The sequence below is a fragment of the Streptomyces dangxiongensis genome, assembly GCF_003675325.1.
GTDB classification, from domain to species: domain Bacteria; phylum Actinomycetota; class Actinomycetes; order Streptomycetales; family Streptomycetaceae; genus Streptomyces; species Streptomyces dangxiongensis.
The window spans coordinates 911,687-927,788 of the sequence record NZ_CP033073.1; the positions used below are offsets into that span (position 1 = coordinate 911,687).

At 75.2% G+C, this 16,102-nt stretch carries 1 protein-coding gene; it reads right to left on the reverse strand.

Annotation, left to right across the window (positions count from 1 at the left end; translation table 11 throughout):
* Positions 1-9: 9 nt before the first annotated feature.
* Positions 10-16,098: an SDR family NAD(P)-dependent oxidoreductase gene (locus D9753_RS04225; RefSeq protein ID WP_449455867.1), complete on the reverse strand. Its 16,089-nt coding sequence runs from the start codon at positions 16,096-16,098 to the stop codon at positions 10-12.
* Positions 16,099-16,102 lie beyond the last annotated feature (4 nt).

A 16,102-nucleotide genomic window follows, 5' to 3' on the forward strand; every position in this document is an offset into this window, starting at 1 on the left:
ACGTGACGGTCAGGAGATTCCGAGTTCGTCGTTGATGAAGTCGAGGACCTCATCGGCGGAGGCGGATTCGAGCTGTTCCGCCACGGCGGAACCCTCTGTCTCCTCGACCACTCCGTTGCACTTCGCGACCAGGCCCTGGAGGCGGAGCACGATGTCTGCCTTCTTGGACTCGTCGGACAGCAGTCCGGCGATCAGCGAGTCGATGTCCTCGATCTTTTCGTGGACCAGCGACAGGGCGTCGTTGGTGGTGCCCAGTTCCGTGTGCAGGTGGCGGGCCAGAGCGAGCGGGTTGGGGTAGTCGAACACGACCGTGGCGGCCAGTTTGAGCCCGGTGGTCTCGCGGAGCCGGTTGCGCAGTTCGACGGAGGTGAGTGAGTCGAACCCGGCGTCCTTGAAGGCCGTCTCGGGGCCCACGTTCTCCGCCCCGGCGTGGCCGAGGACGGTCGCGACCTGGCCGCGGACGAGGTCCAGGAGCAGGGCCTCCTGTTCGGCCTGGGCGAGTCCGGCGAGCCGGCGGGTGAGGCCGCCGCCGCTGTCCCCGGCGGTGGTGCGGACCGGTTGGCGGCCGGTGCGGACCAGGCCGCGCAACAGGGGCTGTACGGTGCGGCCCGCTGCCGCGTCGGCGCGCAGGGCCCGCAGGTCGAGCTTGATGGGGACCAGGAGTGCTTCGGCGGTGGCCAGGGCCGCGTCGAGGAGGCGCATGCCCTCGGCGGGGGCGATGGGCAGGACACCGCCCCGGCTCATGCGGGCCTGGTCGGCGGCGCCCAGGTGGGCGGTCATGCCGCTGGTCTGCTCCCAGAGGCCCCAGGCGAGTGAGGTGGCGGGCAGGCCGTCGGCCCGGCGCTGGTGGGCGACCGCGTCGAGGTAGGCGTTGGCGGCGGCGTAGTTGCCCTGGCCCGCCGAGCCGAACAGGCCGGAGGCGGAGGAGAAGACGGCGAACGCGGTCAGATCCAGGGTGCGGGTCAGCTCGTCGAGGTGCTGTACCGCGCTGACCTTGGGTGCGAAGACCCGGGCGAGGCGTTCCGGGGTGAGGGCGCCGATGACGCCGTCGTCCAGGACGCCTGCCGTGTGGACCACACCCGTCAGCGGGTGCTCGGCCGGGATGGACTCCAGCAGTTGTGCCACCTGGGTACGGTCGGACACGTCGGCGGCCACCAGGGACACCGACTCGGCGCCCAGGCCGGACAGTTCGGCCACCAGCTCCGTCGCGCCCTCGGCCTCCGTGCCGCGCCGGCCGGCCAGCACCAGGTGCCGTACCCCGTGCCGTACGACCAGATGACGGGCGACCAGCGCACCGAGCGAACCCGTACCGCCCGTCACCAGGACCGTACCCCCCGGACGGAACGACACACTCGACTCGCCCTCGGACCGTTCGCCCTCGGAAGGCTCCGCCCGCACCAGGCGCGGCACCGACAGCGCCGCCTCCCGCACCGCCACCTGCGGCTCCCCGGAGGCGAGGACGGTGGCGAGGAGGCCGTCGGACGGTTCGTCGGTGGCCGGGTCGGTGGCCGGGTCCAGGTCGAGCAGGACGATGCGGTCCGGGTTCTCGGCCTGGGCCGCGCGGACCAGGCCCCAGACCGCCGCGCCGGCCGCGTCGGTCACCGTGGCGGCGCCGCCCGCGGGTACCGCGCCCCGGGTCACCACCAGCAGCCGCGCGTCCTCGGCGTCCTCGTCGGCGAGCCACGCCTGGACGACCTCCAGGGCGGCGGCGGTCCGGGTGAGCGTCTCCTCGTCTCCGTCGCCGGTGCCCCGGAGGTCCAGGACGGCGGCCTCGGACACCTCGCCCCTCAGCGCGGTCACCTCGGCCGCGGTGGCGACCCGCGCCCACGCGGGGGCCGTGTCCGGCGTCGAGGCCGGTGCGGGGAGGTCGGTCCAGGCGACGGTGAACAGGGCGTCGCGGTCCTCGCCGGCCGTCGCGGCGGCGTCGAGCTGTCCGACGTCCACCGGGCGGAAGGTCACCGAGTCGACGGTCAGGACAAGACCGCCGTTCTCGTCGGCCGCGACCAGGGAGAGCGCGTCGGTTCCGCGGGGGGTGATCCGTACCCGGAGGGACGCGGCGCCGGCGGCGTGCAGCTCCAGCCCGTTCCAGGAGAACGGCAGGACGTTGTGCCCGTCGTCCGGCTGGGCGAAGGCGTCCGTGTGCAGGGCCGCGTCGAGCAGTGCGGGGTGGAGGCCGAAGCGTGCGGCCTCGTCGCGCTGTTCGTCCGGCAGGGCGACCTCGGCGAAGATCTCCTCGCCGCGCCGCCACACCGCGCGCAGCCCCTGGAACGCCGGGCCGTAGGCGTAGCCGTGGCTCAGCAGGTCCGTGTAGAAGGCGGTGATGTCGAGGTCGACGGGTTCGGCTCCGGCGGGCGGCCAGACGGTGGTGTCGAAGGCGGGTGTGTCCGCCGCCGACGCCGTCACGGTGCCGGTGGCGTGCCGGGTCCAGGCGTCGGTGTCGATCTCGCCGGTGGTGTTCTCCCGGGCCGAGTAGACGGAGACGGTCCGCAGTCCGCTGTCGTCGGGGCCGCCGACGGCGACCTGGACCCGGACACCGCCGTGTTCCGGGACGACCAGCGGTGCTTCGATGACGAGTTCGTCCAGCACTCCGCTGCCGACCTCGTCACCGGCCCGCACGGCCAGCTCGACCAGCCCGGTGCCGGGCACCAGGACCACACCGCCCACGGCGTGGTCGGCGAGCCAGGGGTGGGTGCGCAGGGACAGCCGGGAGGTGAACAGCACCCCGCCGGTCTCCGGGACCTCCACGACCGCACCCAGCAACGGGTGGTCCGCCGTGCCCTGGCCCAGGGCGACCGCGTCGGTGGCGGGAGCCATCCGCAGCCAGTAGTGGCGGTGGTCGAAGGCGTACGTCGGCAGGTCCACGTGGGCGTCGGTGGCACCCTCGGGGAGGACGGCCGCCCAGTTCACGTTCGTGCCGCGCACGAACAGCTCCGCGACGGACAGCAGCAGGGTCTGCGCCTCGCCGCGGTCGTCGCGCAGGGCGGGCACGCTGACCGCGTCGTCGCCGGCCGACTGGGCGATCGCGCCGGTCAGCGCGCCGCCGGGGCCGAGTTCCAGGAAGACCGACCCGCCCGACGCGGCGATGCCGTCGGCGAAGCGGACGGGACGGCGGACGTGGTCGACCCAGTAGGCGGGGTCGGTCAACCGGCCCGGTTCGGCGAGGCGGCCCGTCACGTTGGAGACGACGGGGAGGGTGGGTTCGTGCCAGGTCAGCCCGGACAGGGCGGCGGTGAAGTCGGCGAGCATGGGCTCCATGAGCGCCGAGTGGAAGGCGTGCGAGACGGTGAGCCGCTTGACCCTGCGGCCCTGTTCGCGCAGTTTCTCGGCGACGGCCACGACGGCTTCCTCGTCACCGGAGAGCACCACCGAGCCGGGCGCGTTCACCGCGGCCAGGTCCACGCCCGCACCCAGGTGACCGGCGATCTCCGCCTCGCTCGCGGCCACGGCGACCATCGCGCCGACCGGTGCCAGGGCCTGCATCAGCCGGCCTCGGGCGGCGACCAGCGCCGCCGCGTCCGTCAACGACAGCACCCCGGCGACGTGCGCGGCGACGACCTCGCCGATCGAGTGTCCGGCCACCACGTCCGGCCGTACGCCCCAGGACTCCACGAGCCGGAACAGGGCCGACTCGACGGCGAACAGCCCGGCCTGGGTGAAGATGGTCTGGTCCAGCAGGCCGCCGCCGGCGTTGCCGACCTCGCCGAAGACCACGTCCTTGACGGGGTGGTCCGCCCAGCCGGCGAGCTGTGCGTCGAGTGCGGCGCAGGCCTCGTCGAAGGCACGGGCGAACACCGGGTGACGGTCGTACAACTCGCGTCCCATGCCGAGGCGTTGCGAGCCCTGGCCGGGGAACACGATGACCGTGGCACCGCTGCTCTCCGTGCCCGTGACCACGGCCGGCGACGACTCGCCGGCCGCCAGTGCCGCGAGGCCGGCCACCGCCTCCTCGCGCGAGCCGGCGACGACCACGGCCCGTTCGGAGAGCACGGCCCGCCGGGAGACGAGCGCTCCGGCGACGGCCGCCGTCGGGGCGTCGGTGGCGGCGGCGAACTCGGCGAGCCGGCCGGCCTGCCCGGCCAGCGCGTCGGCGCCGCGGGCCGAGATCACCAGCGGCAGCACACCGTCGGCGGGGGCCACCGGCTTCGCGGCCGGCTCCTCCTCGGGTGCCTGTTCCAGGATGACGTGGGCGTTGGTGCCGCTCACGCCGAAGGCGGAGACGCCGGCACGGCGGGGGCGGCCGGTCTCCGGCCAGGCCCGGGCCTCGGTGAGGACCTCCACCGCGCCCGCCGACCAGTCGACCTCGGTCGAGGGCCGGTCGACGTGGAGCGTGGGGGGCAGCACCGCGTGCCGCAGTGCCTCGACGGTCTTGATGACGCCGGCGACGCCCGCCGCGGCCTGCGCGTGGCCGAGGTTGGACTTCACCGAGCCGATCCACAGCGGCTCCTCGCGGTCCTGGCCGTAGGTCGCGAGCAGGGCCTGCGCCTCGATCGGGTCACCGAGGACCGTGCCCGTGCCGTGCGCCTCGACGGCGTCCACCTCGGCCACCGAGAGACCGGCGTTCGCCAGCGCCTTGCGGATGACCCGCTGCTGGGAGGGGCCGTTGGGTGCGGTCAGGCCGTTCGAGGCGCCGTCCTGGTTGACCGCGCTGCCGCGGACGACCGCCAGCACCCGGTGCCCCTTGCGCCGTGCCTCCGACAGCCGTTCCAGTACGACCACGCCCGCGCCCTCGGCCCAGCCGGTGCCGTCGGCGGCGTCCGCGAAGGCCTTGCAGCGCCCGTCGGGTGAGAGGGCCTGCTGACGGGAGAACTCCACGAAGGTGTAGGGGTTGGCGAGGATGGTCGCGCCGCCGGCGAGGGCCATGGAGCACTCGCCGTTGCGCAGGGCCTGCGCCGCGAGGTGGAGGGCGACCAGGGACGAGGAGCACGCGGTGTCCACGGTCACGGCGGGGCCTTCGAGCCCGAGGACGTACGACACCCGGCCGGAGGCCACGCTGCCCGCGGACCCGGTCGCGGTGAACCCGGCCAGCTCCGGCGGGAGTTCGCCGCCGAAGCCGTAGCCCTGGGTCATCACGCCGGAGAACACGCCGACGTCGGTGCCCTTGAGGGAGGTCGGGTCGATGCCCGCCCGCTCCAGCGCCTCCCACGAGGTCTCCAGGAGCAGCCGCTGCTGCGGGTCCATCGCCAGCGCCTCACGCGGCGAGATGCCGAAGAAGCCGGCGTCGAACAGGCCGGCGTCGTGGAGGAAGCCGCCCTGGTCGACGTACGAGGTCCCGACCCGTCCCGGGTCGGAGTCGAACAGGCCGTCCAGGTCCCAGCCGCGGTCGGACGGGAAGCCGGACATCGCGTCCCGGCCCTCCGCCACAAGCTGCCAGAGGCCCTCGGGACTGGTGACGCCGCCGGGCAGCCGGCAGGCCATGCCGACGATCGCGATCGGCTCGCCGGGGTCGGCCGCGGCGACGGCCGGGGCCGGGGCGGCGGGTGCCGCGGTGACGTGTCCGAAGTGGCTGTGCAGATGGCGGGCGAGGGCGAGGGGGGTCGGGTAGTCGAAGACGACGGTGGTCGGCAGGGTCAGGCCGGTGGCCTCGCGGACGCGGTTGCGCAGTTCGACGGAGGTGAGGGAGTCGAAGCCGGCGTCCTTGAACGCCTTCTCCGCCCTGACCTGGTCGGCACCCGCGTGGCCGAGGACGGCCGCGACCTGGCCGCGGACGATGTCGAGGAGCAGCGCTTCCTGCTCGTCCGGGCCGAGTCCGGCGAGCCGGTCGGCCAGGCCGCCGCCGGTTCGGTCCGCGGTGGCCGTCCGGGCGGCCTGCCGGGTGACGCGGATCAGGCCGCGCATCAGGGGCTGCACGGTGCCGCCGGAGGCGGCGTCGGCGCGGGCGGCCCGCAGGTCCAGCTTGATCGGGACGAGGAGGGCCTGTCCGGCGCCGAGGGCCGCGTCGAAGAGGGCGAGGCCCTCCTCGGGGGGCAGGGCGCGGACGCCGCCCCGGCTCATGCGGGCCTGGTCGGTCTCGCTGAGGTGGGCGGTCAGGCCGGTGTCCTGCTCCCACAGGCCCCAGGCCAGGGACACCGCGGGCAGGCCGGCGGCGCGGCGGCGGGCCATCAGGCCGTCGAGGTAGGCGTTGGCGGCGGCGTAGTTGCCCTGGCCCGCCGAGCCGAACAGGCCGGCGCCGGAGGAGTAGACGGCGAACGCCGTCAGGTCCAGGGTGCGGGTCAGCTCGTCCAGGTGGGCGGCGGCGTCGGCCTTGGGGGCGAAGACGCCCGCCATCCGTTGCGGAGTGAGGGCGCCGATGACGCCGTCGTCCAGGACGCCTGCCGTGTGGACCACACCCGTCAGCGGGTGCTCGGCCGGGATGGACTCCAGCAGTTGTGCCACCTGGGTACGGTCGGACACGTCGGCGGCCACCAGGGACACCGACTCGGCGCCCAGGCCGGACAGTTCGGCCACCAGCTCCGTCGCGCCCTCGGCCTCCGTGCCGCGCCGGCCGGCCAGCACCAGGTGCCGTACCCCGTGCCGTACGACCAGATGACGGGCGACCAGCGCACCGAGCGAACCCGTACCGCCCGTCACCAGGACCGTACCCCCCGGACGGAACGACACACTCGACTCACCCTCGGACCGTTCGCCCTCGGAAGGCTCCGCCCGCACCAGGCGCGGCACCGACAGCGCCGCCTCCCGCACCGCCACCTGCGGTTCCCCGGAGGCGAGGACGGTGGCGAGGAGCGGTTCGACGGTGGTGCCGTAGGCGATGTCGGGGTCGGTGTCCGTGTCGATCAGGACGACGCGGCCCGGGTTCTCGGCCTGGGCCGCGCGGACCAGCCCCCAGACCGCCGCGCCGGCCGGGTCCGTCACCGCGGTGTCGCCGCCGGCGGGAACGGCGCCCCGGGTCAGGACCACCAGGCGGGACTCGTCCAGGCCGGGTGCGGCGAACCACGCCTGGAGCATGGCCAGCATCCGGTTGGCCAGAGACAGCGCGCCGTCCGCGGTGCCCTCGGCGGTGCCGTCGGGGGTGACGGCCTCGACGACGGCGACCATCGGGCCGGTCGCCGCGCCGGCGAGGATGCCGACCTCGTCCGCGTGGAACAGCGGCACCCACGGCGGCACCTGCTGCCCGTCGGAGTCGGGCGCGGGAAGGTCGGTCCAGTCGACGCGGTAGAGGGAGTGACCGCCGTCGGCGGGGGCCGGCGTCAACTGGTCGGCGGCCACCGGCAGGAAGCCCAGGGCGTCCAGGGTGACGACGAGGCCGCCCGTGCCGTCCGTGGCCTCCAGCGACAGGCGCCCGTCCCCGGAGGGGGCGAGCCGCACGCGGAGCGTGGTGGCGCCGGTGGCGTGCAGGGTCAGCCCCTGCCAGGCGGCGGGCTGCCACAGCCGCTGGTCGCCGCCGTCCGGGTCGGCCGTGGCCGCGTGCCGCAGCCCGGACTGCACGGAGGCGTCGAGGAGCGCGGGGTGGATGCCGAACCGCTCGGCGCCCGCGCGCTGTTCCTCGGGCAGGGCGACTTCGGTGAAGACCTCGTCGCCGCGCCGCCACAGCGTCCGTACGCCGCGGAAGGCGGGGCCGAACGGGTGGCCGAGGCGGAGCAGGTCGTCGTAGAACTCGTCGATGTCGGCGGGGCGGGCGCCGGTCGGCGGCCACAGTGTCAGGTCGGCGCTCGTGCCGGGCGTGGTGAGTGGGGCGTGCGCAAGCCGTCCGGTGGCGTGCCGGGTCCAGGCGGCGGCCTCGGGGTCCTCGCCGGCCGCGTAGACGTCGACGGTCCGCGCGCCGGTCTCGTCGGGGCCGCCGACGGCGACCTGGACGCGTATGCCGCCGTCCTCGGGCAGCAGCAGCGGTGTCTCGACCGTCAGCTCCTCCAGGGTGGCGGTGCCGGCCTCGTCGCCGGCGCGCAGGGCCAGTTCCACCAGGGCCGTGGCCGGGACGACGACCGCCCCGCCGACGACGTGGTCGGCCAGCCAGGGGTGGGTGCGCAGGGAGAGCCGGGAGGTGAGGACCAGCCCGTCCGACTGGGGCAGCGGGACGACCGCGCCCAGCAGGGGGTGGTCGGCGGAGGCCTGGCCGAGTGAGGCGGCGCCCGTGGCCGGAGCGGTCCTGAGCCAGTAGGGGCGGTGGTCGAAGGCGTACGTCGGCAGGTCGACGTGTGCCTCACCGGCGCCCTCGGGCAGCACACCGGTCCAGTCGACGGGGACGCCCTTGACGAAGACCTCGGCCATCGAGGTGAGCAGCCGGCGCAGGCCGCCTTCCTCGCGGCGCAGGGAGCCGGTGGCGACCGCGTCGGCGCGGGTGTCGTCGGTGATCTCGTTGACCGGCTGGACGAGGACGGGGTGGGCGCTGGACTCGACGAACACGGTGTGGCCCTCGGTGAGGAGGGCGGCGATCGCCGGTCCGAAGCGGACCTGCTGCCGCAGGTTGCGGTACCAGTAGCCGCCGTCCAGGACGCCCGCCTCGCGCACCCACTCGCCGGTCACCGTGGAGAAGAAGGGCACCAACGGGGCCTGCCCGCGTACCTCGGCGAGCGCCTCGGCGAGCGTGTTCTCGATGGCCTCGACGTGCCGGGTGTGGGAGGCGTAGTCCACGGCGACACGCCGGACGCGCACGCCCTCGGCCTCCAGCGCGGCCAGCGCCTCGTCCAGGGCCTCGGCGTCGCCGGCGATGACCACCGACGAGGGGCTGTTGACGGCGGCGACCTCGACCCGGCCGTCCCACGCGGCGATCCGGGCGGCGGCGTCGGCCTCCGGCAGGGCCACGGAGGCCATGCCGCCCCGGCCCGCGAGTTCACCGGCGATCACCCGGCTGCGTACGGCGACGATCCGGGCCGCGTCGTCCAGTGACAGCGCTCCGGCCACGCACGCGGCGGCGATCTCGCCCTGCGAATGCCCGACCACCGCGTCCGGTACGACACCCACGGACGCCCACACGGCCGCCAGGCCGATCATCACCGCGAAGCTGGCCGGCTGGACGACGTCGACGCGGGCGACGAGAGCGGCGTCGGCCTCGCCGCGCAGCACCGCCTTCAGGTCCCAGTCGGTCCAGGGTTCCAGGGCTCGGGCGCACTCCTCGACCCGTTCGGCGAACACCGGTGAGGTCTCCAGCAGTTCCCGGCCCATGCCGGTCCACTGCGAGCCCTGGCCGGGGAAGACCAGTACCGTCCGTCCCGCGGCGCCCGCACCGCCGGTCACCAGCCCGGCGGCCGACTCGCCCCGCGCCAGCGCGGCCAGCCCGGCCACCGCCTCCGCGCGGGACCCGGCGAGCACCACGGCCCGCTCGGACAGCGTGGCCCGGCGCGTGACGAGGGCGGCCGCGATGTCCGCGAGCGACGCGTCGGTGTCCGCGGTGCGGGCGGCGAGCCGTTCCGCCTGTCCGGTCAGTGAGCCCTCGGAGGCCGCCGACACCACCAGCGGCACCGGGCCGTCGGCCCGGTCCGCCGGTCGTGTGACCGGCTCCTCGGGTGCCTGCTCCAGGATGAGGTGCGCGTTGGTACCGCTGATGCCGAAGGAGGAGACACCGGCCCGGCGCGGACGGCCGGACTCGGGCCACTGCCGGGCCTCGGTCACCAGCTCGACGGCCCCGGCCGACCAGTCGACCTGCGGGGTCGGCTCGGTGACGTTGAGGGTGGGCGGCAGGACGCCGTGGCGCAGCGCCTGGACCATCTTGATGACGCCGGCGACACCGGCGGCGGCCTGCGTGTGCCCGATGTTGGACTTCAACGAGCCCAGCCACAGCGGCTGTTCGCGGTCCCGGCCGTAGGTGGCGAGCAGGGCCTGCGCCTCGATCGGGTCACCGAGCGCCGTGCCCGTGCCATGCGCCTCCACGGCGTCCACGTCGGAGGCGGCCAGACCGGCAGCCGCCAGTGCCCGGCGGATGACCCGCTGCTGCGAGGGGCCGTTCGGGGCGGTGAGGCCGTTGGACGCGCCGTCCTGGTTGACCGCGCTGCCGCGCAGCACCGCGAGCACCTGGTGCCCCTTGCGGCGGGCCTCCGACAGGCGTTCCAGGACGACGATGCCCACGCCCTCGGACAGGACGGTGCCGTCGGCGCCCGCGGAGAACGCCTTGACCCGGCCGTCCGCGGCGAGGCCGCGCTGGCGGGACATGCCTAGCACGCCGATCGGCGAGCCCATCACGGCGACGCCGCCGGCCAGCGCCAGCGAGCACTCGCCCTGCCGCAGTGCCTGGGCCGCCAGGTGCATAGCGACGAGCGACGAGGAACAGGCGGTGTCGACGGTGACCGCGGGACCCTCGAAGCCGAACACGTACGACACCCGGCCCGAGGCGACGCTGCCCGCGGTGGCGGTGGTGACGTAGCCCTCCAGCTCGGGGGGCATGTTGCTGAGGGACTCCAGGTAGTCGTGGATGGAGACGCCGGAGAAGACGCCGATGTCGGCGCCGCGGGTGGAGCCGGGGTCGATGCCGGCGTTCTCCAGGGCCTCCCAGGTCGCTTCCAGCAGCAGCCGCTGCTGGGGGTCCATGGCCAGCGCCTCGCGGGGGGAGATGCCGAAGAAGTCGGCGTCGAACTCGGCGGCGCCCTGGAGGAATCCGCTCTTGTGGACGTAGGAGGTGCCGGCCTTGTCGGGATCGGCGTCGAACAGCTCGTCCAGGTTCCAGCCGCGGTCGTCGGGGAAGCCCGTCATGCCCTCGCGGCGGTCGAGGACCAGCCGCCACAGGCCGGCCGGGTCGGTGACGCCGCCCGGCAGCCGGCAGGCCATGCCGACGATGGCGATGGGCTCGTCCGGGTCGGTGGCGACGACCGTGGGGGCGGCGGCGCCGGCCGCGCTCTCGCCGAGTTCCTCGCGCAGATGGCGGGCGAGTGCCACCGGCGTGGGGTAGTCGAAGATGAGCGTGGCGGGCAGCGTGACGCCGGTGGCGGCGGACAGCCGGTTGCGCAGCTCGATCGCGGTGAGCGAGTCGAAGCCGATGTCGCCGAACCCGCGGGTGCCCTGGGCGAGTTCGGGACCGCTGAAGCCCAGGACGGCGGTGGCCTCGGCCTGGATCACGCCCAGCAGGACGGCTTCCTGCTCGGCCTCGGCGAGGCCGGCGAGGCGGCGCAGGAGAGCGCTGCCGTCACCGGCGGCGGCCCGCGCGGAGCGCCGGCCGGCCCGGACCAGGCCGCGCAGCAGGTGCGGCACGGTGCCGCCGGAGGCCGCGTCGGAGCGCAGCGCGCGCAGGTCCAGCTTGATCGGGACCAGCAGGGCCCGGTCGGCGTGCAGACCGGTGTCGAGGAGGGCGAGACCCTCGTCCGCGGTGAGCGCGAGGACGCCACCGCGGCTCATGCGGGCCTGGTCGGTCTCGCTGAGGTGCGCGGTCAGACCGGCGCTCTGCTCCCACAGGCCCCAGGCCAGGGAGACGCCGGGCAGCCCGGCCGCGCGGCGGTGGGCCATGAGGGCGTCCAGGAAGGCGTTGGCAGCCGCGTAGTTGCCCTGGCCGGCGGAGCCGAGGAGGGCGGCGGCGGAGGAGAACACCACGAACGAGCGCAGGGCGGGCGCGAGTTGTCGGGTCAGCTCGTCCAGATGCCGTACGGCGGTGGCCTTGGGGGCGAAGACCCCGGCGATCCGTTCCTCGGTGAGCGCGCTGATCACACCGTCGTCGAGGATGCCGGCGAGATGCACCAGACCGGTCAGCGGGTGCGCGGCCGGCAGGTCGCGCAGCAGCGCGGCGACCGCGTCCCGGTCGGAGACGTCGCAGGCGACGACGGAGACGTCCGCGCCGAGGCCGGTCAGGTCGGCCGTGAGAGCGGCGGCACCGGTGGCGTCGGGACCGCGCCGGCCGGCCAGCACCAGGTGGCGTACGCCGTGCCGCTGGACCAGGTGCCGGGCGACGAGCGCGCCGAGCGAACCGGTACCACCGGTGATCAGGACGGTGCCGTCGGGGTCGAACGCGGGCACGGGCCCGACCGCGGGGGCCTGGGCGGCGGTGGCGGGGTCCGCCGTGCCGGTGGAACCGGCCGTGGCCGTGTCCGCCGAACCGGTGGAACCGGCCGTGGCCGTCTGCTCCGCGCGGACCAGGCGGGGTGCCGACAGGGCGGTGCCGCGCACGGCGAGCTGTGGTTCGCCGGTGGCGAGGAGCTGCCCGAGGACGGGGCCGGCCCCGGTGGCGGTGGCCGGGTCGAGGTCGGCCAGGACGACCCGGTCGGGGTTCTCGGCCTGCGCGGCGCGGACGAGGCCCCACACGGCCGCGCCGGCCGGGTCGGTGAGAGTGGCGTCGCCGCCGGCGGGCACCGCTCCCCGGGTGGCGACCACCAGACGGGCCGCTTCGAGACCGGGTGTGGTCAGCCAGGCCTGGAGGACGTCCAGGACGCGGCAGGTCAGGGTCTGGGCGTCGGCGCCGTCGCTGTAGGCGTCCAGGATCGCCGCGGCGGGCACGCTCTCGCGGGCGGTGAGCGCGCGCACGGCGTCGGCGTCGGCGACCGGCACCCAGGCGGGTGCGGTGGAGACGCCCTCGGCGGCGGGCAGCGGCACCCAGTCGACGGCGAACAGGGCGTCCTGGTTCCCGCCGGCCGCGGCGCCGAGCTGTTCGGCGGAGACCGGCAGGGACACCAGGGAGTCCATGGTCAGCACCAGGTCGCCGGTCTCGTCGGCGGCTTGGAACGACAGGGCGTCGGGGCCGGCGGGCGCGACCCGTACCCGCAGGGCGGAGGCGCCCTCGGCGTGCAGGACGAGGCCGTTCCAGGCGAACGGCAGGACGTTGCGGTCGTCGTCCGGGTTGGCGAAGGCGTTGGTGTGCAGGGCCGCGTCGAGGAGCGCCGGGTGAATGGCGAACTTGTCGGCGTCCTCCCGGTGGTCCTGCGGCAGGGCCGCCTCGGCGAAGAGTTCCTCGCCGCGCCGCCACACACCGCGCAGGCCCTGGAAGGCGGGGCCGTAGGAGTAGCCGCGGGCGACCAGGGCGCCGTAGAAGTCGTCGATGGCGACGGGTTCGGCGCCGGGCGGCGGCCAGGCGGTGAAGTCGGCGGCGGGCGCCGTGGATCGGGCGGGTGCGCTGGACAGCAGGCCGGTGGCGTGCCTGGTCCACTCGCCGTGCCCGTCCTCGCCGGCGTCCTCCCGCAGCGAGTACACGTCGACGGCGCGCGAACCGTTCCCGGTGGCGCCGCCGACGGCGACCTGGACGCGGACGCCGCCCTGCGCGGGCAGCACCAGCGGCGCCTCGATGACGAGTTCCTCCAGGGTGCCGCAGCCGAACTCGTCGCCGGCGCGCACCGCGAGGTCGACGTAGACGGTGCCCGGGACGATGACGACGCCCTGCATGGCGTGGTCGGCCAGCCAGGGGTGGGTGCGCAGGGAGAGCCGGGAGGTGAGGACCAGTCCGTCGGTCTGCGGCAGCGGTACCACCGCGCCGAGCAGCGGATGGTCGGTGCCGGTCACGCCGAGGGAGGCGGCGTCACCGCCGTTGGGGGTGAGCTGGATCCAGTAGCGGCGGCGGTCGAAGGCGTACGTCGGCAGGTCGACGTGGGCGGTGCGGGCCGCCTCGGGCAGGATGCCCTTCCAGTCGACGGCCACGCCGCCGGCGAAGACCTCGGCCATGGAGGTGAGCAGGCGGCGCAGGCCCCCGTCGTCACGGCGCAGGGAGCCGGTGACCACGGCGTCGGCCGCGTCGGCGATCTCGGTGACCGGCTGGACGAGGACGGGGTGGGCGCTGGACTCGACGAACACCGTGTGGCCCTCGGCGAGGAGGGTGGCGACGGCGGGGCCGAAACGGACCTGCCGGCGCAGGTTGCGGTACCAGTAGCCGCCGTCCAGGACGCCCGCGTCACGGACCCACTCGCCGGTGACGGTGGACAGGAACGGGATGGCGGGGGCCCGGCCCCGGATGTCCGCGAAGGCCTCGGTGAGGGCCTCCTGCACGGCCTGCACGTGCCGGCTGTGGGAGGCGTAGTCCACGGCGATGCGCCGTACGCGCACGCCTTGGTCCTCCAGGGTGTCCAGGACCTCGTCGAGGGCCTCGGCGTCACCGGCGATCACGACGGAGGCCGGGCCGTTGACGGCGGCCACCTCGACCCGGCCGGCCCAGCGCTCCAGCCGGGCGGTGACGTCGTCCTCGGTGAGCGCGACCGAGGCCATGCCGCCCAGTCCGGCGAGCCGGCCGCGGATGACCTGGCTGCGGACGGCGACGATGCGGGCGGCGTCGTCCAGGGTGAGGGCGCCGGCGACGCAGGCGGCGGCGATCTCGCCCTGCGAGTGACCGACCACCGCGTCCGGTACGACACCCACGGACGCCCAGACGGCGGCCAGGCCGACCATGACGGCGAAGCTCGCGGGCTGCACCACGTCCACGCGGGTCAGCAGGCCGGTGTCGGCGTCGCCGCGCAGCACGGCCTTGAGGTCCCAGTCCACCCAGCGTTCCAGGGCCCGGGCGCACTCCTCGATCCGCTCGGCGAACACCGGGGAGGTGCCGAGGAGTTCGCGGCCCATGCCGATCCACTGGGTGCCCTGGCCGGGGAAGACCAGGACGGTCTTGCCGGCCCCGGCGGCGCCGGCGGTGCCCCGGACGGTTCCGGGGGCCTGCTCGTCGCGGGCGAGGGCGGTCAGCGCGGCCAGTGCCTCGTCGCGGGTCTCCGCGACCACGACGGCACGTTCGCCGAGCACCGCTCGCCGGGTGGCGAGGGTGCCCGCGACGGCCGCGAGGGGGGTGTCCGTGCCGTCCAGGAAGGCGGCGAGTCGGCCGGCCTGGCCGGTGAGCGAGGCGGCGGAGGCCGCCGACACCACCAGCGGCACGGCGCCGCCCGGGGTGACGGCGGCGGCCGGCGCGTCCTCCTCGGGGGCCTGTTCCAGGATCAGGTGGGCGTTGGTGCCGCTGGCGCCGAAGGCGGAGACGCCGACGCGGCGCGGCCGGTCGGTCTCGGGCCACTCCCGGGCCTCGGTGAGCAGCTCCACGGCACCGGACGACCAGTCGACCTGCGGGGTGGGGGCGTCGATGTGCCGGCTGGCCGGCATCAGGCCGTGGCGCATGGCCTGCACCATGTTGATGACGCCGGCGACGCCGGAGGCGGCCTGGGTGTGGCCGATGACCGACTTCACGGAGCCCAGCCGCAGCGGCTGTCCGGCGGGACGGTCCTGGCCGTAGGTGGCGAGGATCGCCTGGGCCTCGATGGGGTCGCCGAGGACGGTGCCGGTGCCGTGGCCGTCCACCATGTCGATGTCGGAGGTGCTCAGCCCGGCGCTGCTCAGCGCCTTGCGGATGACGCGCTGCTGGGAGGGGCCGTTGGGGGCGGTCAGGCCGTTGGACGCGCCGTCCTGGTTGACGGCCGAGCCGCGGACGACGGCGAGGACGCGGTGGCCGCGCTCCCGGGCATGCGACAGCGTCTCCAGGAGGACGACGCCGACGCCCTCGGCCCAGCCGGAGCCGTCGGCGGCGGCGGCGTAGGACTTGCAGCGGCCGTCGAAGGCGAGGCCGCGCTGGCGGGCGAAGCCGACGAAGCCGCCGGGGGTGGCCATCACGGTGGAGCCGCCGGCGAGCGCCATGGAGCACTCGCCGCGGCGCAGCGCCTGGCTGGCGAGGTGGATGGCGACGAGGGAGGACGAGCACATGGTGTCGACGGTGACCGCGGGCCCCTCCAGGCCGAGGGTGTAGGCGACGCGGCCGGAGGCGACACCGCCCGCGGTCCCCAGGGCCCGTTCCAGGCTGAGGTAGCCCTCGTGGCCGCTGAGGTCAGGGGCGTAGTCCTGGTGGACGATGCCGGCGAAGACGCCGATGTCGCTGCCGCGCACGGAGTGCGGGTCGATGCCGGCCCGTTCCAGGGTCTCCCAGGTCACCTCGAGCAGTTGGCGCTGCTGCGGGTCCATGGCGAGGGCCTCACGCGGCGAGATGCCGAAGAAGGCGGCGTCGAACTCGGCGGCCTCGTGGAGGAAGGCGCCCTCGCGGACGTACGTCGTGCCGGGGTTGTCCGGGTCGGGGTGGTAGAGGCCCTCCAGGTCCCAGCCGCGGTCCTCGGGGAACGTGGTGTAGACGTCTGTGCCGTCGGTCACCACGCGCCACAGGTCCTCGGGGGTGCGGATGCCTCCCGCGTACCGGCAGGCCATGGAGACGATGGCGATGGGCTCGGCAGCGACCGCCGCGAGTTTGCTGTTCTCCTGCTGCAGCCGCGCGTTCTCCTTGAGGGAGGCGCGCAGCGCGTTGACGATCTGG